Origin of the sequence: Pseudomonas phoenicis, from assembly GCF_047302395.1 — a bacterium.
Taxonomy (GTDB): Bacteria; Pseudomonadota; Gammaproteobacteria; order Pseudomonadales; family Pseudomonadaceae; genus Aquipseudomonas.
In genome coordinates, this window is sequence record NZ_CP154852.1 from 597,601 (window position 1) to 620,764 (window position 23,164).

Annotated in this window: 19 protein-coding genes; 2 read left to right on the forward strand and 17 right to left on the reverse strand. The window is 63.5% G+C overall.

Annotated features, from left to right (window positions below; genetic code table 11):
- Positions 1 to 38: 38 nt before the first annotated feature.
- From AA0Z93_RS02930 to rpsB, 17 genes are all read right to left on the reverse strand, one after another.
- Positions 39 to 986, reverse strand: a complete 948-nt coding sequence (locus AA0Z93_RS02930) for an acetyl-CoA carboxylase carboxyltransferase subunit alpha (RefSeq protein WP_413046470.1) — start codon at positions 984 to 986, stop codon at positions 39 to 41.
- Positions 987 to 1,091: 105 nt separating this feature from the next.
- The gene (gene dnaE / locus AA0Z93_RS02935) at positions 1,092 to 4,616 is read right to left on the reverse strand and encodes a DNA polymerase III subunit alpha (protein WP_413046469.1); all 3,525 of its coding nucleotides are present in this window, start codon (positions 4,614 to 4,616) and stop codon (positions 1,092 to 1,094) included.
- Positions 4,617 to 4,739: 123 nt separating this feature from the next.
- A complete protein-coding gene (gene rnhB / locus AA0Z93_RS02940) occupies positions 4,740 to 5,363 on the reverse strand; it encodes a ribonuclease HII (protein WP_413046468.1) in 624 nt (207 codons plus the stop codon).
- Positions 5,363 to 6,490: a lipid-A-disaccharide synthase gene (gene lpxB, locus AA0Z93_RS02945; RefSeq protein WP_413046467.1), complete on the reverse strand. Its 1,128-nt coding sequence runs from the start codon at positions 6,488 to 6,490 to the stop codon at positions 5,363 to 5,365. Before lpxB ends, rnhB begins: the two co-directional genes overlap by 1 nt.
- A 1-nt stretch (position 6,491) precedes the next feature.
- Entirely contained in the window at positions 6,492 to 7,268 is a 777-nt protein-coding gene (lpxA, locus tag AA0Z93_RS02950; RefSeq protein ID WP_413046466.1) for an acyl-ACP--UDP-N-acetylglucosamine O-acyltransferase, read from the reverse strand.
- Positions 7,265 to 7,705, reverse strand: coding sequence for a 3-hydroxyacyl-ACP dehydratase FabZ (gene fabZ, locus AA0Z93_RS02955; protein ID WP_296264916.1), 441 nt, complete (start codon positions 7,703 to 7,705; stop codon positions 7,265 to 7,267). Before fabZ ends, lpxA begins: the two co-directional genes overlap by 4 nt.
- A 114-nt stretch (positions 7,706 to 7,819) precedes the next feature.
- Positions 7,820 to 8,875 (reverse strand): UDP-3-O-(3-hydroxymyristoyl)glucosamine N-acyltransferase, encoded by a 1,056-nt coding sequence (lpxD, locus tag AA0Z93_RS02960; RefSeq protein ID WP_413046465.1) that lies wholly within the window; start codon positions 8,873 to 8,875, stop codon positions 7,820 to 7,822.
- Position 8,876: 1 nt separating this feature from the next.
- Positions 8,877 to 9,380, reverse strand: coding sequence for an OmpH family outer membrane protein (locus AA0Z93_RS02965; RefSeq protein WP_413046464.1), 504 nt, complete (start codon positions 9,378 to 9,380; stop codon positions 8,877 to 8,879).
- Between the two features lie 44 nt (positions 9,381 to 9,424).
- On the reverse strand, positions 9,425 to 11,797 hold the full coding sequence (bamA, locus tag AA0Z93_RS02970; protein WP_413046463.1) for an outer membrane protein assembly factor BamA: 2,373 nt from the start codon (positions 11,795 to 11,797) through the stop codon (positions 9,425 to 9,427).
- Between the two features lie 73 nt (positions 11,798 to 11,870).
- Positions 11,871 to 13,223 (reverse strand): RIP metalloprotease RseP, encoded by a 1,353-nt coding sequence (gene rseP, locus AA0Z93_RS02975; RefSeq protein WP_413046462.1) that lies wholly within the window; start codon positions 13,221 to 13,223, stop codon positions 11,871 to 11,873.
- A gap of 38 nt (positions 13,224 to 13,261) precedes the next feature.
- Positions 13,262 to 14,452, reverse strand: a complete 1,191-nt coding sequence (gene ispC / locus AA0Z93_RS02980) for a 1-deoxy-D-xylulose-5-phosphate reductoisomerase (protein ID WP_413046461.1) — start codon at positions 14,450 to 14,452, stop codon at positions 13,262 to 13,264.
- Positions 14,449 to 15,264, reverse strand: coding sequence for a phosphatidate cytidylyltransferase (locus tag AA0Z93_RS02985; protein ID WP_413046460.1), 816 nt, complete (start codon positions 15,262 to 15,264; stop codon positions 14,449 to 14,451). The genes ispC and AA0Z93_RS02985 overlap by 4 nt, the downstream gene beginning before the upstream one ends.
- Positions 15,264 to 16,019 (reverse strand): polyprenyl diphosphate synthase, encoded by a 756-nt coding sequence (uppS, locus tag AA0Z93_RS02990; protein ID WP_413046459.1) that lies wholly within the window; start codon positions 16,017 to 16,019, stop codon positions 15,264 to 15,266. Before uppS ends, AA0Z93_RS02985 begins: the two co-directional genes overlap by 1 nt.
- A gap of 15 nt (positions 16,020 to 16,034) precedes the next feature.
- Positions 16,035 to 16,592: a ribosome recycling factor gene (gene frr, locus AA0Z93_RS02995; protein ID WP_413046458.1), complete on the reverse strand. Its 558-nt coding sequence runs from the start codon at positions 16,590 to 16,592 to the stop codon at positions 16,035 to 16,037.
- The gene (gene pyrH / locus AA0Z93_RS03000) at positions 16,589 to 17,332 is read right to left on the reverse strand and encodes a UMP kinase (protein WP_296264896.1); all 744 of its coding nucleotides are present in this window, start codon (positions 17,330 to 17,332) and stop codon (positions 16,589 to 16,591) included. The genes frr and pyrH overlap by 4 nt, the downstream gene beginning before the upstream one ends.
- Before the next feature lie 177 nt (positions 17,333 to 17,509).
- Positions 17,510 to 18,373, reverse strand: coding sequence for a translation elongation factor Ts (gene tsf, locus AA0Z93_RS03005; protein WP_413046457.1), 864 nt, complete (start codon positions 18,371 to 18,373; stop codon positions 17,510 to 17,512).
- A 184-nt stretch (positions 18,374 to 18,557) separates the two neighbouring features.
- The gene (rpsB, locus tag AA0Z93_RS03010) at positions 18,558 to 19,295 is read right to left on the reverse strand and encodes a 30S ribosomal protein S2 (protein WP_296264893.1); all 738 of its coding nucleotides are present in this window, start codon (positions 19,293 to 19,295) and stop codon (positions 18,558 to 18,560) included.
- Between the two features lie 338 nt (positions 19,296 to 19,633).
- Here rpsB and map point away from each other — a divergent pair, with 338 nt between their 5' ends.
- Entirely contained in the window at positions 19,634 to 20,416 is a 783-nt protein-coding gene (map, locus tag AA0Z93_RS03015) for a type I methionyl aminopeptidase (protein WP_413046456.1), read from the forward strand.
- A gap of 39 nt (positions 20,417 to 20,455) precedes the next feature.
- Complete coding sequence (locus tag AA0Z93_RS03020) at positions 20,456 to 23,158, forward strand: [protein-PII] uridylyltransferase (RefSeq protein WP_413046455.1); 2,703 nt, start codon at positions 20,456 to 20,458, stop codon at positions 23,156 to 23,158.
- Positions 23,159 to 23,164: the final 6 nt, after the last annotated feature.

Genomic DNA, 23,164 nt, shown 5'->3' on the forward strand with positions numbered 1-23,164 from the left:
GCATGGCGCACTCAGGCGCCACGCTCCGGCGAGGGGTCTTACAGACCGTAGCTCATCAGGCGCTCGTAACGGCGCGCAAGCAGTGCATCGTTGTCGAACGTGGACAGGTGGTCGAGTTGCTCGACCAGGCTTTCGCGCACGCTTTCGGCCATTTTCACCGGGTCGCGATGGGCACCGCCCAGTGGCTCGCCGATGACCTTGTCGACGATGTTCAGGCTCTTCAGGCGCTCGGCGGTGATGCCCATGGCTTCGGCGGCATCGGCAGCCTTTTCCGCGGTCTTCCACAGGATCGAAGCGCAACCTTCCGGCGAAATCACCGAATAGGTGGAGTACTGCAGCATGTTCAATTGGTCGCACACGCCGATGGCCAGCGCGCCGCCCGAACCGCCCTCACCGATGACGGTGGCGATGATCGGCGTTTTCAGGCGCGCCATGACCCGCAGGTTCCAGGCGATCGCTTCGCTCTGGTTGCGCTCTTCGGCGTCGATGCCAGGGTACGCGCCCGGGGTGTCGATGAAGGTGAGGATCGGCATCTTGAAGCGTTCGGCCATCTCCATGAGGCGGCAGGCCTTGCGGTAGCCCTCGGGGCGCGGCATGCCGAAGTTGCGGCGGACCTTCTCGCGCACTTCACGGCCCTTCTGGTGGCCGATGACCATGACCGGCTTGCCGTTGAGGCGCGCGGTGCCACCGACGATGGCGGCGTCGTCGGAGAAGTGGCGGTCGCCGTGCAGTTCTTCGAACTCGGTGAAGATGTGCTGCAGGTAGTCGAGGGTGTAGGGACGACGCGGATGGCGTGCCAGGCGCGCGATCTGCCAGCTGGTCAGATTGCCGAAGATGCTTTCGGTGAGGCTGTTGCTCTTGTCTTCCAGACGGGCAATTTCATCGCTGATGTTCAGCGAATTGTCGTTGCCAACCAGGCGCAGGCCTTCGATCTTGGCTTGCAGGTCGGCAATCGGCTGTTCGAAATCAAGGAAATTCGGGTTCATAAGCATCCGTCTTGGGTCTACGGCCAGGCGGCCGGCCGGTTGATCCGTTTGGCGCCATACCTTACGGGATCAGGCGCGTTGAGGTCGAGTTTAAAGTAGGTCGGTTCAACGATATTGCAAAAAGACGTTCTCACGTCCGAACTGGTCACGCAGGGTCTGGATCAGCCCGTCCGCCGGGTCGATCCGCCACTGCTCGCCGAACTGCAACATCGCCTTGGCATCACTGCCGGTGTACTCCAGCGTGATGGGGCACCCGCCACGGTGGCGGGTGATCAGCTCGCCCAGCCAGGTGAGGCGGTCGCCCTTGAGCGTCTCATGGCTGAGCTTCAGGCGCAGGCTCTCGGCCAGGCGCGTGCGCGCATCCTCCATGGTCATCACCTGCTTGACGCGCAGACGCAGCCCGCCGGAGAAGTCGTCGTTGCTCACCTCCCCTTCGATCACCACCATGGCGTCGGTCTGCAACAGCGCCTGGGCGGCCATGAAGGCGTCGGCGAACAGCGAGGCTTCGATACGCCCGGAGCGGTCGTCGAGGGTGACGAAGCCCATCTTGTCGCCTTTCTTGTTCTTCATCACGCGCAGGGCGATGATCATCCCGGCCACGGTCTGCACTTCGCGCGAGGGCTTCAAGTCGATGATGCGCTGGCGGGCGAAACGGCGGATCTCGCTTTCGTACTCGTCGATCGGGTGGCCGGTCAGGTACAGGCCGAGCGTGTCCTTCTCGCCGCGCAGCCGCTCCTTGAGGGTCAGTTCGCGCACCTTGCGGTGGTTGGCGTAGACATCGGCGTCCTGCTCGACGAACAGCCCGCCGAACAGGTCGACATGGCCGCTTTCTTCGGTGCGGGCGATCTGCTCGGCCGACTTGATCGCCTCTTCGAGGGCCGACAGCAATACCGCGCGGTTGCTGTCGATGCTGGCGTGGTACGCCTTGATCTCATCGTGGAAATGCGGCCCGAGGCGGTCCAGGGCACCGCTGCGGATCAAGGCGTCGAGGGTGCGCTTGTTGATGCGTTTGAGGTCGACCCGCTCGCAGAAATCGAACAGGTCCTTGAACGGGCCGCCACTGGCGCGGGCTTCGACGATGGCCTCAACCGGTCCCTCGCCCACGCCCTTGATCGCGCCCAGGCCATAGACGATGCGGCCATCGTCGTTGACCGTGAACTTGAAGTCCGAGCTGTTCACGTCAGGCGCGTCGAGGCGCAGCTTCATGCTGCGCACTTCCTCGATCAGCACCACCACCTTGTCGGTGTTGTGCATGTCCGCCGAGAGCACCGCGGCCATGAACGGCGCGGGGTGGTGGGTCTTGAGCCAGGCGGTCTGGTACGACACCAGGCCATAGGCGGCGGAGTGGGATTTGTTGAAGCCGTAACCGGCGAACTTTTCCACCAGGTCGAAGATGTTGCCCGCCAGGTTGGCGTCGATGTCGTTCTTCGCACAGCCGTCGACGAAGCCGCCGCGCTGCTTGGCCATTTCCTCGGGCTTCTTCTTGCCCATGGCCCGGCGCAGCATGTCGGCCTCGCCGAGGGTGTAGCCGGCCATGACCTGGGCGATCTGCATCACCTGTTCCTGGTACAGGATGATGCCGTAGGTCGGGGCCAGGACCGGCTGCAAGCCGTCGTACTGGTAGTCGGGGTGCGGATAGGCCAGCTCGGCGCGGCCGTGCTTGCGGTTGATGAAGTCGTCGACCATGCCCGATTGCAGCGGGCCAGGACGGAACAGCGCCACCAGTGCGATGAGGTCTTCCAGGCAGTCGGGCTTGAGCTTTTTGATCAGCTCTTTCATGCCGCGCGATTCGAGCTGGAACACCGCCGTGGTTTCGGCCTTTTGCAGCAGCTCGTAGGTCTTGCGGTCGTCCAGCGGGATGAAGTCGATGTTCAGGTCGGGCTGGCCGACCTTGGCCTGCTCGCGGTTGATGGTCTCCATCGCCCACTTGATGATGGTCAGGGTGCGCAGGCCGAGGAAGTCGAACTTGACCAGGCCGGCGGCCTCGACGTCGTCCTTGTCGAACTGGGTGACCAGACCGCCGCCTTCTTCGTCGCAGGCCACCGGCGAGAAATCGGTGAGCTTGGTCGGCGCGATGACCACGCCACCGGCGTGCTTGCCGGTACCGCGGCACACACCTTCGAGCTTGAGGGCCATGTCCCAGATCTCCCGGGCTTCCTCGTCGGCCTTGAGGAAGTCGCGCAGGATCTCTTCCTGCTCGTGGGCCTTGGCCAGGGTCATGCCGACTTCGAAGGGAATCATCTTCGACAGGCGGTCGGCCAGGCCGTAGGACTTGCCCTGCACCCGTGCCACGTCGCGGACCACGGCCTTGGCCGCCATGGTGCCGAAGGTGATGATCTGGCTGACCGCGTTGCGCCCGTAGGCGTCGGCCACGTATTCGATGACCCGGTCGCGCCCGTCCATGCAGAAGTCGACGTCGAAGTCGGGCATCGACACCCGTTCGGGGTTGAGGAAGCGCTCGAACAGCAAGTCGTAGGCCAGCGGGTCGAGGTCGGTGATCTTCAGCACGTAGGCGACCAGCGAGCCGGCGCCCGAACCCCGGCCAGGGCCGACCGGTACGCCGTTGTTCTTGGCCCACTTGATGAAGTCCATGACGATCAGGAAGTAACCGGGGAAGCCCATCTGGATGATGATGTCCAGCTCGAACTTCAGCCGGTCGAGGTAGACCTGGCGCTTCTCTTCGTAGTTGGGCGTGGTCTGCTTGGGCCACAACACCGCCAGACGCTCTTCCAGCCCTTCGTAGGACACATGGCGCAGGTAGTCGTCGATGCCCATGCCGTTGGGGGTCGGGAAGTCCGGCAGGAAGGCCTTGCCCAGCTGCACGTGGATGTTGCAGCGCTTGGCGATCTCCACGGTGTTGGCCAGGGCGTCGGGCAGGTCGCTGAACAGCTCGGCCATCTCCTCGGCGCTTTTCAGATACTGCTGATCGCTGTACAGCCGGGGGCGCCGCGGGTCGTCGAGGGTCCAGCCTTCGCCGATGCAGACGCGAGTTTCGTGGGCATCGAAGTCCGATTGCTTGAGAAAGCGTACGTCGTTGGTCGCCACCAGGGGTGCGCCCAGGCGGTCGGCCAGCGCCACCGCCGCGTGTACGTATTCCTCGTCGCCCGGACGGCCGGTGCGCTGCAGCTCCACGTAGAAGCGCTCGGGGAACATCCGCATCCAGTCTTGCAGCAAGGCCTGCGCTTCCTGCTCGCGGCCGGCCAGCAAGGCCATGCCGATGTCGCCCTCGCGCGCCGCCGACAAAGCGATGAGGCCTTCGCTGGCAGGCGCGATCCAGTCGCGCTGGATGATCACCAGACCATTGCGCTGCCCTTCCACCCAACCGCGCGAGAGCAGCTCGGTGAGGTTGCGGTAGCCCTGCGGGTCCATCGCCAGTAGGCAGATGCGCGACAGCGGCGCATCCGGCTCGTTGCCCGCCAGCCACAGGTCGACGCCGCAGATCGGCTTGATCCCCGCGCCCATGGCCGCTTTGTAGAACTTCACCAGCGAGCACATGTTGCTCTGGTCGGTGATCGCCACTGCCGGCATGTCCATCGCACCCAAGGCCTTGGCCAGCGGTTTGACCCGCACCAGACCGTCGACCAGGGAGAATTCGGAATGCACGCGCAGATGAACGAAGGAGACCGGCATTGATGATCCTGTGGCAGTGTGAAACGAGGGGCGCGATTGTACCGTAATGGTCAAGCGGGCGCCGTTCCGGGAGACGAGCGTGTCGTACGGGGCGATGCTGGCACGGTGATGGGCAAGGGCCGGCTAGAGCAGCGTGCTCAAGCGCGTTTCGCGCCGTTCGTAGGCCAGGCGCACGGGCGCGAAGGAGCGTCGGTGGATCGGCGTCGGCCCCAGGCGGGCCAGGGCCTCGAGGTGCACCGGCGTGGGATAGCCCTTGTGTGCGCCGATGCCGTAGCCCGGGTACAGCCCTTCGAACACGCTCATTTCGCGGTCGCGGGTGACCTTGGCGAGGATCGAGGCGGCGGCGATGGCCGGCACCTTGGCATCACCCTGGATCACCGGCGCGGCAGGCACCGTCAGCACCGGGCAGCGGTTGCCGTCGATCAGCGCCAGTTTCGGCGTGATGTGCAGGCCTTCGACCGCCCGCTTCATGGCCAGCAGGGTGGCGTGCAGGATGTTGAGCCGGTCGATTTCATCGACCTTGGCCCGGGCGATGCAGAAGCTCAGGGCCTTTTCACGGATCTCGTCGAACAGCGCCTCGCGCTTGGCATGGGTGAGCTTCTTCGAATCGTTCAGGCCGAGGATCGGCCGCAACGGATCAAGGATCACCGCCGCGGTGACCACGTCGCCACACAGCGGCCCACGGCCCACTTCGTCGACACCGGCCACCAGGTCTTCGACCAGGCTGAAATCCAGACCCATCTGCATCAGTGCGTCTCCAGCAAAGCCAGCACCGCGTCGGCGGCCTGGTTCGAAGCGTCGCGGCGCAGGGTACGGTGGATCCGATCGAAAGGCTCGGTCTGCGCCGAGCCGTCCTGCACCAGGGGGGCCAGGGTCGCGGCGAGCGCTTCGCTGGTCGCCGCGTCCTGCAACAGCTCAGGCACCAACAGACGCTGGGCCAGAAGGTTGGGCAGCGAAACGTAGGGGCTCTTGACCATGCGTTTGAGAATCCAATAGGTCAACGGCGCCAGACGATAGGCCACGACCATGGGCCGCTTGTACAACAACGCTTCGAGGGTGGCGGTGCCCGAGGCGATCAACACCGCATCGCAAGCGGCCAAAGCCTGGTGCGATTGGCCGTCGAGCAGGGTCAACGGCAGGTCGCGGCCTCCGAGCATCTGCTCGATCTGCGCGCGGCGGGTAGCGTTGGCGCAGGGCAGCACGAAACGTACGCCTGGAAGTTGCTCGCGCAGGCGTTCGGCAGTCTCGAGGAACAACGCACCCAAGCGTCCCACTTCGCCGCCGCGACTGCCGGGCATCAGCGCCACCACCGGACCGTGGCCGAGACCAAGCGCCAGGCGCGCGGCATCGCGATCGGCCTGCAGCGGGATGGTGTCGGCCAGCGGATGGCCAACGAAGCGTACCGGCACGCCCTGCTCTTCGTAGAAACGTGCCTCGAACGGCAGCAGGGTCAGCATCAGGTCGCAGCCCTGGCGAATCTTCAGCACCCGCTTCTGCCGCCAGGCCCAGACCGACGGGCTGACATAGTGGACGGTCTTGATCCCGGCCTGACGCAGCTTGAGTTCGATGTTGAGGGTGAAGTCCGGCGCGTCGATGCCGATGAACACGTCGGGCCGTTCGCCGAGCAGGGTTTCGATCAGATCCTTGCGTCGCTTGAGCAGCTCGCGCAGGCGGCCGAGCACTTCGACCAGGCCCATGACCGCCAGGCGCTCCATGGGGAAGTAGGACTGCATGCCCTCGGCTTCCATCAAGGGGCCGCCGACGCCGATGAAGCGCACGTCCGGGTGGCGGGCCTTGAGGGCGCGCATCAGGCCGGAACCCAGGATGTCACCGCTGGCCTCGCCGGCCACCAGTGCGATGCAGAGGCGAGCCATATCAGCGCGTGATGCCGCGCGCGGAGTTCACGATCGACTGGCGGAACAGCTCGACCTCAGGGTGCCTGGCGGCGAGTTCCGCCAGCTCGGCCACCGCGTTGTCGACGGTCAGACCCTGACGGTAGACGGTCTTGTACGCGCGGCGCAGCGAGTGGATCACCTCGTCGCTGAACCCCCGGCGGCGCATGCCTTCGAAGTTCATGCTGCGCGCTTCGGCCGGGCTGCCGAACACGGTGACGAACGCCGGGACGTCCTTGCCGATCGCCGTGCCCATGCCGGAAAACGCGTGGGCGCCGATATGGCAATACTGGTGCACCAGGGTGAAGCCCGACAGGATGGCCCAATCGCCCACGTGCACATGGCCGGCCAGCGCCGTGTTGTTGACCAGGATGCAATGGCTGCCGATCACGCTGTCGTGGCCGATGTGGGCATAGGCCATGATCAGGTTGTGGTCGCCGACGGTGGTTTCCGCGCGGTCTTGAATGGTCCCACGGTGAATGGTCACCCCTTCGCGGATGACGTTGTGGTCGCCGATCACCAAGCGCGTGGGCTCGCCCCGGTACTTGAGGTCGGGCGTGTCCTCACCGATGGAGGAGAACTGGTAGATGCGGTTGTGCTTGCCGATGCGGGTCGGACCTTTGAGCACCACATGCGGACCGATCACGGTCCCCTCCCCGATTTCGACATCGGGGCCCACGATCGACCACGGGCCTACCTCGACGCCGTCGGCCAACCTGGCCGACGGATCGATGATGGCCCGTGGATCAATCGAATTCACAGGGAGCGTTCCGCGCAGGTGATTTCCGCCGAGCAGACAGTCTTGCCGTCGACCAGCGCGCGGCAGTTGAACTTCCAGATCATGCTCTTGCGGCTGTGGAAGGTGGCTTCCAGCACCAATTGGTCGCCTGGCAGTACGGGCTGACGGAAGCGCAGCTTGTCGGAGCCGACGAAGTAGTACAGCGTGCCGTCGGCCGGCTTGGCATCGAGCATCTTGAATCCGAGAATCCCGGCGGCCTGGGCCATGGCCTCGATGATCAGCACGCCCGGCATGATCGGATGCGCCGGGAAATGGCCATTGAAGAACGGCTCGTTGATGCTGACATTCTTGTAGGCACGAATGCTCTGGGCCTCGTAGTCCAGCTCCGTGACCCGGTCCACCAGCAGGAACGGGTAACGGTGAGGCAGGTATTCGCGAATCTCGTTGATGTCCATCATTTCGGGGGGAAGCCTGTAATAAGAATAGGGAGCGTAGGCGCTGACCACACGCTCCTTTTTGCCATCCAAGGAGGAGCCAGCTAGCGACGCATCACGCTTGCCAGGAAATTGCCGTCAGCCATCTGATGCCGGCTGACTCTCCGGGGTCACGGTATCGACACGTTTTTCCAGCTGCTGCAGGCGCTTGGCCATGTCGTCGAGCTGACGGATCCGCGCGGCGCTCTTGCGCCAGTCGGCCAGGGGTTGCATTGCCGTACCGGAAGAATAACCGCCCGGCTCGGTGATCGAACGGGTCACCATGGTCATGCCGGAGACGAAGACGTTGTCACACACATCGATGTGCCCGACCATACCCACACCGCCCGCGATGGTGCAGTGCTTGCCGATGCGCGTACTGCCCGAAATACCCACGCAGGCCGCCATGGCCGTGTGTGCGCCGATGTGCACGTTGTGGGCGATCTGGATCTGGTTGTCGAGCTTGGCGCCATCGTCGATACGCGTATCGGACAAGGCACCACGGTCCACGGCCGTGTTCACGCCGATCTCCACGTCGTCGCCCAGGGTCACGCCGCCGATCTGGGCGATCTTGCGCCACACGCCTTTCTCGTTGGCGAAGCCGAAGCCTTCGCCGCCGATCACCGCGCCCGACTGAATGACCACACGCTTGCCGATGGTGACGTCGTGGTAGAGCGTGACCCGCGGCGCCAGCCAGCCACCTTCGCCGATCGTGCACCGCGCGCCGATGAAACAGTGCGCGCCGATGCTTACGCCTGCTTCGATGCGCGCACCACTTTCGATGACGGCGAACGCACCGACGCTGGCGCTGGAATCGACCTGCGCATCGTCGGCCACCACGGCGCTGGGATGAATACCCGCCACAGCCTTGGGTTTGGGGTCGAAGAAATGCGAGATGCGTGCATAGGCCAGATACGGGTCGGCGACCACCAACGCATTGCCAGCGAAGGTTTCGGCCTCCGCCGCCTTGAGCAACACCGCGCCGGCCTGGGTGGTTTCCAGGTATTTGCGGTACTGCGGGTTGGCCAGGAAGCTCAACTGTTGCGGGCCTGCCTCCTGCAAGGTGGCAAGCCCGGTGATCGGCAGCGCTGCGGAGCCCTTCAAGGTGGCTCCGAGCGCTTCGGCCAGCTGGCCGAGCGTGAGGATCTGGGTCATATCAACGCGCTTGGTTCATGCGCTCGATGACTTGGCGGGTGATGTCGTACTGCGGTTTGACATCGATGACCGCACCGCGCTCCAGCACCAGATCGAAACCACCCTTCTTGATGACTTCTTCCACGGCGCCGTCGAGCTTGGGCTTGAGCTTCTTGAGCATCTCGCGATCGGTGGTGGCCTTGGCTTCGTTCAGTTCCTTGGACTGGAACTGGAAGTCGCGAGCTTTTTGCTTGAACTCGAGTTCCAGGCGCTCGCGCTCGGGCTGGGCCATTTTGTCGCCGCCTTTGATCAGGCGGTCCTGAATGCTCTTGGCGCTGGTTTCCAGGCCTTTGAGCTTGGTCAGTTGCGGGCCGAACTTCTTCTCGGCATCAACGGCATAGGCTTTTGCGGCGTCGGATTCGAGCAGCGCCATTTGGTAGTTCAGAACGGCCACTTTCATGTCGGCGAAAGCGGGGGTGGCGACCAGCGCCGCGGCCACGAAGGCCAGTTGGGTCAACTTACGCACGATGCACTCCTGAATAAACCGTTGTCGTTGAGCAAGGGCCGACCTTAGAAGGTCTGGCCCAGAGAGAATTGGAACACTTGGGTGTCGGCATCGTCGGGCTTCTTGATCGGCATCGCCAGGCTGAAGCTCAGCGGGCCGAGCGCGGTGACCCAGGTTACGCCAAGGCCGACGGAGCTGGCCATGTCGGAGAAGCCGAGTTTGGAGCACTCGACCTTCTTGCGGGTAGCCGTGGCGGGCTTGTCGTCACAGTTGCTGTCGAACACGTTACCCACATCCCAGAATACGGAGGTACGCAGGGAACGTTGGTCTTTGACGAAGGGCAGTGGGAACAGCAGCTCTACGCCACCTTGCACCAAGATGTTGCCACCGAAGGGCAGTGGATCTTGATCAGGGTCGGCGATAGTACCGGGCTTTTTACCGTTACTCGGCGTACTACGCGGCCCCAGCGTGCTGTCCTTGAAACCACGCACGGAGTTGAAACCACCGGCATAGTAGTTTTCATAGAACGGCAGCCCCGAAGTACCGCCGAAGCCGTCACCGTAGCCCAATTCGGTATGCAGGCGCAGGGTGTAGTCAGGCGTCAGCGGCTTGAACAGCTGGCCACGGTAGTCGATCTTGTAGAACGACAGGTCGCTGCCAGGAAGCGTGGTTTCCAGGGTCAGGCTTTGCGAGTGACCGCGGGTGGCCAGCACGCCCTTGTTGAGGGTCGACTCGGACCAGCCCACCGACCCCTTGAAGTTGAGGAAGTCCTCACCCTCTTTGTCGAGGAAGTCGAAGATCTCGTCGACCGTGTAGCGGCCGGTCTTGATCTCGTCCCGCTGCACGGTCAGGCCGTAGGTCAGACGCGAGGTTTCGCTGATCGGGTAGCCCAGGCTGACACCGGCGCCCAGGCTGTCTACCGCATAGCTGGCCACGTCGACGTCGAGGTCGTCGTAGTCGGTGCTGCGGTAGAACGCGTTGTAGCCCAGGCTCACGCCATCGGGCGTGAAGTAGGGGTCGACGAAGCCGAAGTTGTAGCGGGTCTGGTATTCCGAGCGGGTCAGACCGACCGACACCTTGTTACCGGTACCGAGGAAGTTGGTCTGGCTGATGGCGCCGCCCAGGATCAGGCCGGCGCTCTGGGCGAAGCCCACGCTGGCGGTGATCGAACCGGAGGCTTGCTCTTCGACCGCGTAGTTGACGTCGACCTGGTCGTCGGTGCCCGGCACCGGCGGGGTTTCGACGTTGACGTCCTTGAAGAAGCCCAGGCGCTCGAGACGGGTCTTGGACTGGTCGATCAGGTAGGTCGAAGCCCAGCCGCCTTCCATCTGGCGCATTTCACGGCGCAGCACTTCGTCTTCGGTCTTGGTGTTGCCGCGGTAGTTGATGCGGTTGACGTAGGCGCGCTTGCCCGGATCGACGACGAACATGACGTCAACGGTGTGGTCTTCGTCGTGTGCCTGCGGCACGCCGTTGACGTTGGCGAAGGTATAGCCTTCGTTACCCAGGCGGCGGGTGATCAGCTCGGAGGTGCTGGTCATGACCTTGCGCGAGAACACCTGGCCGGGCTGGACCAGCAGCAGCGACTTGACCTGGTCTTCAGGCACTTTCAAGTCGCCGGACAGTTTCACGTCACGAACGGTGTACTTCTCGCCTTCGTTGATGTTGACGGTGATGTACACGTGTTTCTTGTCTGGCGTGATGGACACCTGGGTGGAGGCGATGTCCATGTTGATGTAGCCGCGGTCCAGGTAGTACGAGCGCAGACGCTCGAGGTCGCCGGAGAGTTTTTCGCGGGCGTACTTGTCGTCGTTCTTGAAGAACGACAGCCAGTTGGACGTCTTGAGTTCGAACAGGCTGCTCAGCTCGTCGTCGTCGAACACGGTGTTGCCCACGACGTTGATGTGCTGGATGGCCGCGACCGTGCCTTCGTTGATCTTGATCTTCAGGCCGACGCGGTTGCGCGGCTCGGGCACCACTTCGGCGTCCACCTCGGCCGAATACCGGCCTTGGGCGACGTACTGGCGCTGCAGCTCGTTACGCACGCCCTCGAGGGTGGCGCGCTGGAAGATCTCGCCTTCGGCCAGGCCCGACTGCTTGAGGCCCTTCATCAGGTCTTCGGTGCTGATGGCCTTGTTGCCTTCGATCTCGATGCTCGACACCGACGGACGCTCGACCACGTTGATGACCAGGACGTTGCCGTCGCGATCGAGCTGGATGTCCTGGAAGAAGCCCGTTTTGAACAGCGAGCGGGTGGAGTCGACCAGACGCCGGTCGTCAGCCTGATCCCCGACGTTGAGCGGCAGCGCGCCGAACACGCTGCCGGCGGACACCCGCTGCAGGCCGTTGACACGGATATCGGAGATAGTGAAGGACTCGGCGTGAACTTCAGTGATCATCAGTGCGGAGAGCACCGTGGTTAGCAGCAGACGTTTCATGAAGTCCTTTATTCCAACTGGCAATAAACGACCCGCCGCGATGAGGCGGCAGGTCTGCAATTGAGCTTGATCGTTAAAGTCGACTCAGATCGTTGACCAAGGCGAGCAGCATGACGCCGATGACCAAACTGATACCGATCTGAATCCCCCAACCTTGCACCCGATCCGGCAGCGGGCGACCACGTACCCATTCGATCAGGTAGAACAGCAAATGCCCCCCATCCAGTACCGGGATGGGCAGCAGGTTCAGAACCCCCAGGCTAATGCTCAGGTAGGCCAGGAAGTTCAAGAAATCTCCCAAACCCGACTGGGCCGAAGCGCCCGCCACTTTAGCAATGGTTATCGGTCCGCTCAAGTTTTTTACCGAGAGCTCCCCGAACAACATTTTCTTCAAGGATTCGAGGGTCAGGACGCTCATGTTCCAGGTCCGCGACAACCCTTCGGCCAAGCCTTCGAGCGGTCCGTAGCGGACCTCGCGCAGCATGCTGGCCGGCCACTCACCGCCTTTCACGCCTGCCCCAAGGTAGCCGCCAGCGGCGGCACCTTCGCCGCGTTTGGCCAGGGCCACCGGTATGTCCAACAATGCGCCATCACGTTCCACGCGTACCTGAACCTGGGTCTCGGCACGGCTGCGCACGGCATCCACCACCTGTTGCCAGTCGCTCAAGGCGACGCCGTCGAGCGCCACCAGGCGATCGCCGGTCTTCAATCCGGCAGCGGCGGCCGGACCTTTCGGGTCGAGCTGGGCAAGCACCGGCACCACGCTCGGCCGCCACGGACGCAAGCCCAACGATTGGATCGGGTCCGGCTCATCGGCGCCCTTCAGCCATCGATCGAGCTTCACCTCGCGCGCCTGCTCGACACTCGCGCCCTCTTCGCGCACGCCCAAGCGTAGCGTTCCGCTTTCACCCAGCCGTCGCACCAGTTGCAGGTTGACCGCCGACCAACCATTGGTCGGCTTGCCATCGATGGAGACGATTTCCTCGCCCGCCTTCAAGCCGGCTTGGGCTGCCAGGCTACCGGACTCGACGGCACCGATCACCGGACGCACCTGCTGGCTGCCGAGCATGGCCACGCCCCAGAAGAACACGATCGCCAACAGGAAGTTGGCGATCGGCCCGGCAGCGACGATGGCGATGCGCTGCAGCACCGGCTTGCGATTGAACGACTGCGCCTCGAGCCCCACCGGGACGTCGCCCTCGCGCTCATCGAGCATCTTCACATAGCCGCCCAACGGGATCGCCGCCACCACGAATTCGGTGCCGTGGCGGTCGTGCCAACGCAGCAGGGGCGTGCCGAAGCCTACGGAGAACCGCAGCACCTTGACCCCGCAACGACGCGCCACCCAGAAATGGCCGAACTCATGGAAGGTGACCAGCACACCCAAGGCCACCAAGGTGCCGACAATCATGTAAAGCGCAGACATAGGCTTCTCCGCAAGTGGTTCAGCGCGAAACGATGGGGTTAACGACCATGGCGCGTCAGCCATTGCTGCGCCAGTGCGCGGGCGCGCTCGTCGACGGCGAACACGGCATCGAGCGACGTCAGCGCGACCACAGGCTCCTGCTGCAGCACGCGCTCGATCAAGCTGGCGATTTCCGGGAATCGGATACGGCCAGCCAGGAAGGCATCCACCGCCACTTCATTGGCGGCATTGAGCACGGCAGGTGCGCTCTGCCCGGCCTCGGCCGCTTCGCGGGCGATGCGCAGACACGGGAAGCGCTGTTCATCAGGGGCCTGAAAATCCAGACGGGCGATGGCGAACAGGTCCAGTGGCGCCACCCCCGAGTCGATGCGTTGCGGCCAGGCCAGCGCGTTGGCGATGGGCGTACGCATGTCCGGGTTGCCCAGTTGGGCCAGCACCGAACCGTCCACATAATCCACCAACGAGTGGATGACGCTTTGTGGATGCACGACCACTTCGACCTTGGCCGGCGCCGCATCGAACAGCCAGCAGGCCTCGATCAGCTCAAGCCCTTTATTCATCATGCTGGCCGAATCGACCGAAATCTTGCGCCCCATCGACCAGTTGGGGTGGGCGCAGGCCTGTGCCGGCGTGACGTCGGCAAGCTGTGCCAGGGGCGTTTCGCGGAACGGCCCGCCCGATGCGGTCAGCAGGATCCGCCGCACCCCGACCGCTTGCAAACCGCGCGCATAGTCGCCCGGCAGGCATTGGAAGATCGCATTGTGTTCGCTGTCGATCGGCAGCAGGACGGCCCCGCTGCGACGCACCGCGTCCATGAACAGGGCGCCGGACATGACCAGCGCCTCTTTGTTGGCCAGCAGCACTTTCTTGCCCGCCTCCACCGCCGCCAGGGTCGGCTTGAGGCCGGCCGCACCGACGATGGCCGCCATGACCGCATCCACTTCGGCGGCACTGGCGATATAGGCCAACCCTTCCTCGCCTTCGAGCACTTCGGTGGTGCAGCCCGCCGCCCGTAGTCCTGCGCGCAGCGTCGCTGCCGCCTCGGCGCCCGGTAGTGCAGCGTAGGCAGGACGATGACGCAGGCAAAGTGCGAGCAACTCATCGATGCGCGTATGGCCGCTGAGACCGAACACTTGGTACTGCTCAGGATGGCGGGCGATGACGTCCAAGGTGCTCAGGCCGATCGAACCGGTAGCACCCAGTACGCTGATCCGCTGCACTTGACTCACATCACACCCCATTCGGCGGCCCACAGCAGCACGGCGAACATCGGCACCGCCGCCGTAAGGCTGTCGATGCGGTCGAGCACGCCGCCGTGGCCAGGCAGCAGGTTGCTACTGTCCTTGATGCCTTCGCGGCGCTTGAACATGCTTTCGGTCAGGTCGCCGATCACCGAGGCCATCACCACCACGGCGGCGCCCAGCAGGCCGAGCAGCAGGCTGCCCAGGCTCCAGTCGCGGTACAGCGCCACGCCCAGGGTGATCAAAAGGCTCACGGCGAGACCGCCGTACACCCCTTCCCAGCTCTTGCCTGGGCTGACGTGAGGCGCCAGCTTGCGCTTACCGAAGGCCCTGCCGGAGAAATACGCACCGATATCCGCAGACCAGACCAGCAGCATGACCATCAGGATCAAACCGTTGCCTTGCGGCCAGTGCTTGAGCAACAGCAAACCCTGCCAGGCCGGCAGCAGCACCAACAGGCCGATCAGCAAACGGCAGGCGGCGCTGGTCCACAGTTCGCTGCTGCGGGGATAGGTCAGCACCAGCCAGGTGGCCAGCCCCCACCAGATGACCGAGGCGCCCAGCACCCAGGGCGCGAGCTCCTGCATGAGGTAGAGCAGCATCAGCGCCCCAGCGACCACCGCCGCATAGGCCAGACGCAATGGCTGCGCCACCAGGCCCGCCAGGCGCGCCCATTCCCAGGCGCCTACGGTCACCACCAGGCCGATGAACAGCGCGAACGCCGAGCCCTGCAACAGGAAAAAGCCGCACAGGGCGACCGGCAGCATGATCAATGCTGTAATGATGCGTTGTTTGAGCATTAGGCACGGGCTCCAGCTTCGACCTGCTCGCTGGTCTTCCCGAAGCGGCGCTGGCGCGAGGCGAAATCGGCCAGCGCATTGCGCATGGCCTCGTGTTTGAAGTCCGGCCAGAACAGGTCGGAGAAATACAGCTCGGCGTAGGCCAATTGCCACAGCAGGAAATTGCTGATGCGATGCTCGCCGCCCGTGCGGATGCACAGATCGGGCAGCGGCTGGTCGCCGGTGGCCAGACAGGTCTGCAACAGACCGGGCGTGATGTCTTCGGGCTGCAGATGGCCGGCCTGCACTTCGCGCGCCAGGCGTTGGGCGGCCTGGGCGATGTCCCACTGGCCGCCATAGTTGGCGGCGACCTGCAGGATGAAGCGGCTGTTGCCAGCGGTCAGCGCTTCGGCCTCGCGCATGGCCGCCTGCAATTCGGGGTGAAAGCGTGAACGATCGCCGATGATACGCAGGCAGATCTGATTCTCGTTGAGCCGCCGCGCCTCACGGCGCAGGGCCGAGAAGAACAGCTCCATCAAGGCGCCGACCTCGTCTGCCGGCCTTTGCCAGTTCTCACTGGAAAAGGCGAACAGGGTCAGCACCTCGACTTTGGCTTCGGCACACACTTCGATCACTGCACGCACCGCATCGACGCCGGCCTTGTGCCCGGCAACGCCAGGCAGCAGCCGTTTCTTCGCCCAGCGGTTGTTGCCGTCCATGATGATCGCGACATGACGCGGCACCGGTCCCGGTGCCGTCAGCTTGGTCTTATCCATGAAAGAGCCTCGGCCTTAGACGGCCATCAGGTCCTTTTCCTTGGCTTCCAGGGTCTTGTCCACTTCACCGACGAACTTGTCGGTCAGCTTCTGCAGCTCGTCAGCGGCGCGACGCTCTTCGTCTTCGCTGATCGCCTTGTCCTTGGACAGTTTCTTCAAATCGGCCAGGGCATCGCGACGCACGTTGCGCACGGCGACCTTGGCGTCTTCGGCGACGCCGCGCGCCTGCTTGGTGTAACCCTTGCGGGTCTCTTCGGTGAGCGCGGGCATCGGCACACGGATGGTGGTGCCGGCACTGCTCGGATTCAGGCCCAGGTCGGACGTCAGGATGGCTTTCTCGATGGCGGCGCTGAGGTTCTTGTCGTGGGCGACGATCTTCAGCGTGCGTGCGTCTTCGACGGAGATCGCAGCCACTTGGTTGAGCGGCATTTCGCTGCCCCAGGCGGTGACCTTGACGGTGTCCAGGATGCTTGGGTGGGCGCGGCCGGTGCGGATGGCCGCCAGGTTGCGACCCAGTGCTTCGAGGGACTTGCTCATGCGGTCCTGAGCGTCTTTCTTGATATCGTTGATCATGCTTGGCTTTCCTCGATCAAGGTGCCTTCGGCGCCACCTACTACGATGTTGAGCAGGGAGCCGGGCTTGTTCATGTTGAAAACGCGCAATGGCATCTTGTGGTCGCGGCACAGGCAGATGGCGGTCAGGTCCATGACACCGAGCTTGCGATCCAGCACTTCGTCGTAAGTGAGGTAGTCGAACTTCTCTGCGTGCGGGTCCTTGAACGGGTCGGCGGTGTAGACACCATCGACTTTGGTCGCCTTCAGCACCACATCTGCATCGACTTCGATGCCACGCAGACAGGCTGCGGAATCGGTGGTGAAGAACGGGTTGCCGGTACCGGCGGAGAAAATTACCACATCCCCGGATTGGAGGTGACGAATTGCTTTTCGGCGATCGTAATGATCGGTGACACCGGTCATGGAAATGGCCGACATGACCAGCGCGGTAATGTTCGAACGCTCCAGGGCGTCGCGCATGGCCAGGGCGTTCATGACCGTGGCGAGCATGCCCATGTGGTCACCGGTGACGCGGTCCATGCCGGCCGCGCTGAGGGCCGCACCGCGGAACAGGTTGCCACCGCCGATCACCAGACCGACCTGCACACCGATGCCGACCAGCTGGCCGACTTCCAGCGCCATGCGATCGAGCACCTTGGGGTCGATGCCGAAGTCTTCGGAGCCCATCAGGGCTTCGCCGCTAAGTTTGAGCAAAATGCGTTTATAGCGAGGTTGGCGACCACTCACCTGCTGAGCCATTGCGTGTCTCTCCTGCGGCGTTTTCTAGAATTCATGCGGCCGTTGCCGGCCTGCTTACTGTAGCGCGGCGCCGTTTGGGCGCCAGCGGAGCGGGATTGGATAAACCCCCTGCCCGCTTTGACAAAGAGGCTGCGCGCGTGAGCGGGCAGCCTCTTGGGGGCGACAGACGGGTCTGTCTTACTGCTTGGCGGCAGCGACCTGTGCGGCAACTTCTTCGGCGAAGTTGTCGACTGGCTTCTCGATGCCTTCGCCGACCTTGAAGTAGGTGAAGGAAACGATTTCAGCACCGGCTTTCTTGGCCAGCTCGCCGACCTTGACTTCCGGGTTCATGACGAACGCTTGCTCTTTGAGCGAGGCTTCGGCCTTGAACTTGCTGATACGGCCGTTGACCATGTTTTCAACGATGTTTTCCGGCTTGCCGGCGATCTTGTCAGCGTTGAGCTGCAGGAAGACGCCCTTCTCGCGCTCGATGGCTTCGGCGGAGATTTCCGACGAATCCAGGAACTCCGGGTTCGAAGCCGCAACGTGCATGGCGATGTTTTTCGCCAGTTCCGTGTCACCACCGTTCAGAACGACGACGGCGCCGATCTTGTTGCCGTGCAGGTAGGCACCGACGACGTCGCCTTCGACGCGCACCAGACGACGGATGTTGACGTTTTCGCCGCACTTGGCGACCAGTGCTTCACGCGCTGCTTCGCGCGAGGCGATCAGCGGAGCGGCGTCGGTCAGCTTCTGGGCGAACGCTTCTTCGAGGCTTTCGGCGACGAAGTTCTTGAAGTCGTCTTGCAGAGCCAGGAAGTCGGTCTGCGAGTTGACTTCCAGCAGGACCGCGGCCTTGCCGTCGGTCTTGACGGCGATGGCGCCTTCGGCGGCGACGTTGCCAGCTTTCTTGGCGGCCTTGATGGCGCCCGAAGCGCGCATGTCATCAATGGCCTTTTCGATGTCGCCGTCAGCCTTTTCCAGGGCTTTCTTGCAATCCATCATGCCTTCGCCGGTACGCTCGCGCAGTTCTTTGACCAGCGCTGCAGTAATTGCTGCCATTTCAAAATCCTCTTGGAAAGTTTTTCAACCATTCCACCCGCTCATCACGGGCGTTCGTTCTGCTAATCCGCTGCCCGGGTTCAACAGCCCATGATCGCGGACCGTTGCTGACAGCAGGATTTCAAGGTGGCAAAAAGGGGGCAAAGCCCCCTTTTCGCGTGCCAAGTCAGACGCTAGGCGTCACTTACTCGGCAGCAGGTGCAGCCGCTTCTTCGACGTAGACTTCGGTACCGCCGGCAACGTTGTTGCGACCGCGGATGACGGCGTCGGCCATCGAAGTCATGTACAGCTCGATGGCGCGGATGGCGTCGTCGTTACCTGGGATGATGTAGTCAACACCTTCAGGGCTGCTGTTGGTATCGACGATGCCGATGACTGGGATGCCCAGTTTGTTGGCTTCGGTGATCGCGATGCGCTCGTGATCGACGTCGATGACGAACAGTGCGTCAGGCAGGCCGCCCATGTCCTTGATACCACCCAGGCTGCGGTCCAGCTTTTCCAGATCGCGCGAACGCATCAGCGCTTCTTTCTTGGTCAGCTTGGTGAAGGTACCGTCTTCGGCCTGAGTTTCCAGGTCGCGCAGGCGCTTGATCGAGGCACGGATGGTCTTGTAGTTGGTGAGCATGCCGCCCAACCAACGGTGATCAACGTAGGGCGAACCGCAACGAGCAGCTTGCTCGGCGACCAGTTTGCCGGCCGAACGCTTGGTGCCGACGAACATGATCTTGTTCTTGCCCTGGGACAGACGCTCTACGAACGCCAGAGCGTCGTTGAACATCGGCAGGGTTTTTTCCAGGTTGATGATGTGGATCTTGTTGCGCGCGCCGAAAATGTACTTGCCCATTTTCGGGTTCCAGTAACGGGTCTGGTGGCCGAAGTGCACACCGGCCTTCAGCATATCGCGCATGTTGACTTGGGACATGATAGTTCCTTGGTAAGTCGGGTTGGGCCTCCACGCATCCCAATGACCAACCCGCGAATCCAGTGGATCCGGGGCACCCAGGCCATCGTGTCGACACGTGTGTGGGTTTGAGCTTTCAGGGGTCCCCGAAAGCGGCGCATGTTATACCACAGGCCTGCCGGAAACGGAACTGCGACCGATGCGCCCGTCAGCCTTTTTTGCAGCGCCCGGCCATTGCCTTCAGAATGCCTGGCAGCGCCAGGGGATTCGCCGATTGGCCCGGCCAGCGTGCCGAGGCTCTGGTAGAATTTCGCGTTTCCCGTTTGCCCGCGCCTAGCCTGCGCCGTAGAGAGCCTGCAATGACCGTAACCATCAAGACTGCCGAAGAGATCGAAAAGATGCGCGTGGCCGGCCGCCTGGCCGCCGATGTGCTGGAAATGATCGAACCCCACGTCAAGCCCGGGGTGACGACCGAGGAACTCAACCGCCTGTGCCACGACTACATCGTCGACGTGCAGCAGGCCATCCCGGCACCGCTGAACTACAAGGGCTACCCCAAGTCGGTCTGCACCTCGATCAACCATGTCGTGTGCCACGGCATTCCCAACGACAAGCCCTTGAAGAACGGCGACACCCTCAACATCGACGTCACCGTGATCAAGGACGGCTACCACGGCGACACCAGCCGCATGTTCCATGTCGGCACCGTCGCACCCTGGGCCGAACGCCTGTCGGTGGTCACCCAGGAGTGCCTGTACAAGGCCATCGAGTTGGTCAAGCCGGGTTGCCGCCTGGGCGACATCGGCGAAGTGATCCAGAAGCACGCCGAAAAGAACGGCTTCTCGGTGGTCCGCGATTTCTGCGGCCATGGCATCGGCAAGGTGTTCCACGAAGAGCCGCAGATCGTCCACTACGGCAAGGCCGGCACCGGCATGGAGCTCAAGGAAGGCATGACCTTCACCATCGAACCGATGATCAACCAGGGCAAGGCCGACACCAAGGTGCTGGGCGACGGCTGGACCGCGATCACCAAGGACCGCAAGCTCTCGGCGCAGTGGGAACATACCCTGGTGGTGACCGCCACCGGCTACGAGATCTTCACCTTGCGCAAGGACGACACCATCGCCCGCACCTCCGCCTGAGTCCGACCAGGCCTAAATCCAGCACAGGAAAGCGACCCGATGCCCCAGGTGGACCCAGAGCTGTTCGACCGCGGCCAGTTCCAGGCGGAACTGGCGCTCAAGGCGAGCCCCATCGCCGCCTTCAAGAAAGCCATCCGTCGGGCCAGCGAGGTGCTCGACAAGCGCTTTGGCGAAGGCCGTGACATCCGCCGCCTGATCGAGGATCGCGCCTGGCTGGTCGACAACATCCTGCAACAGGCCTGGAGCCAGTTCGACTGGGGCGATGCGTCCGGCATCGCCCTGGTGGCGGTGGGCGGCTACGGCCGCGGCGAGCTGCACCCGCACTCGGACATCGACCTGCTGATCCTGCTCGACGGCGTCCGCCATGAGCAGTACCGCGACCCCATCGAGCGGCTGCTCACCCTGCTCTGGGACATCGGCCTGGAGGTCGGGCAGAGCGTGCGCAGCATCGAGGAATGCGCCGAGCAGGCCAGGGCCGACCTGACGGTCATCACCAACCTGATGGAAAGCCGCACCATCGCCGGCCCCGAATCGCTGCGCAAGCGCATGCTCGAAGCCACCGGCACCGAACAGCTGTGGCCGAGCAAGGCCTTCTTCCTGGCCAAACGCGCCGAGATGCAGGCGCGCCACCACAAGTACAACGACACCGAATACAACCTCGAGCCCAACGTCAAAGGCTCGCCGGGCGGCCTGCGCGACATCCAGACCGTGCTCTGGGTGGCCCGCCGCCAGTACGGCACGCTCAACCTGCACGCCCTGGCCGGCGAAGGCTTCCTGCTGGAGAGCGAAAACGCGGTGCTGGCCTCTTCCCAGGCGTTCCTGTGGAAAGTGCGCTATGCCCTGCACATGCTCGCCGGGCGCGCCGAAGACCGGCTGCTGTTCGACCATCAGCGCAGCGTGGCGACCTTGCTGGGCTACACCGACGAAAATCCCAAGCGCGCCATCGAGCAGTTCATGCAGCAGTACTACCGGGTGGTGATGAGCATCAGCCAGCTGTGCGACCTGATCATCCAGCACTTCGAGGAAGTCATCCTCGCCGATGACGACAGCGGCACCACCCAGCCCCTGAACGCGCGCTTCCGCCTGCACGACGGCTATATCGAGGCGGTCCATGCCAAGGTCTTCGAGCGCACGCCGTTCGCCATGCTGGAAATCTTCGTGCTCATGGCCCAGCACCCGGAGATCAAGGGCGTGCGCGCCGACACCGTGCGCCTGCTGCGCGAGCACCGGCACCTGATCGACGACGATTTTCGCAGCGACCTGCGCAACACCAGCCTGTTCATCGAGCTGTTCAAGTGCGAAACCGGCATCCACCGCAACCTGCGGCGGATGAACCGTTACGGCATCCTCGGCCGCTACCTGCCGGAGTTCGGCTTCATCGTCGGGCAGATGCAGCACGACCTGTTCCACATCTATACGGTCGATGCGCATACGCTCAACCTGATCAAACACCTGCGCAAGCTGCGCTACACGCCCGTGTCGGAGAAATTCCCACTGGCCAGCGAGCTCATGGGCCGTCTGCCCAAGCCCGAGCTGATCTACCTGGCCGGGCTGTACCATGACATCGGCAAGGGCCGCCAGGGCGACCACTCCGACCTGGGCGCGATCGACGCCCAGGCCTTCGGCGAGCGCCACCACCTGCCGACCTGGGACACCCGTCTGATCGTCTGGCTGGTGCAGAATCACCTGATGATGTCCACCACCGCACAGCGCAAGGACCTGTCCGATCCGCAGGTGATCAACGACTTCGCCTCATTGGTCGGTGACGACACGCGCCTGGACTACCTCTACGTGCTGACCGTGGCCGACATCAACGCCACCAACCCCAACCTGTGGAACTCCTGGCGGGCCAGCCTGCTGCGCCAGCTCTACAACGAAACCAAGCGCGCCCTGCGCCGCGGCCTGGAGAACCCGCTGGACCGCGAAGAGCTGATCCGCCAGACCCAGGGCGCCGCACTCGACACCCTGGTTCGCGAAGGCACCGACCCCGACGACGTCGAGCAGCTCTGGTCGCAACTGGGCGACGACTATTTCCTGCGCCACACCGCTGCGGACGTGGCCTGGCACACCGACGCCATCCTCCGGCAACCGGCCGACGGCGGCCCGTTGGTGCTGATCAAGGAAACCACCCAACGCGAGTTCGAAGGCGGCACGCAGATCTTCATCTATGCGCCCGACCAGCACGACTTCTTCGCCGTGACGGTGGCCGCCATGGCCCAGCTCAACCTCAACATCCACGACGCGCGGATCATCACCTCGAGCAGCCAGTTCACCCTCGACACCTACATCGTGCTGGACAACGACGGCGGTTCGATCGGCGACAATCCGCAGCGCGTGCGGCAGATCCGCGATGGCCTGAGCGAAGCCCTGCGCCATCCGGAAGACTACCCGACCATCATCCAGCGCCGCGTGCCGCGTCAGCTCAAGCATTTCACCTTCGCGCCGCAGGTGACCATCCACAACGACGCACAGCGACCGGTGACCATCCTCGAAATCACCGCCCCCGACCGCCCTGGCCTGCTGGCCCGGTTGGGCCGGATCTTCCTGGAGTTCGACCTGTCGCTGCAAAACGCCAAGATCGCCACGCTGGGCGAACGGGTCGAAGACGTGTTCTTCGTCACCGACGCCCACAACCAGCCGCTCTCCGACGCGCAACTGTGCCTGCGCTTGCAGGAGGCGATCATCCAGCAGTTGCAGGCGGGCCAAGCCGCAGAGGCCAGCCCGACCCGCGTGAACATCTAATGCCCG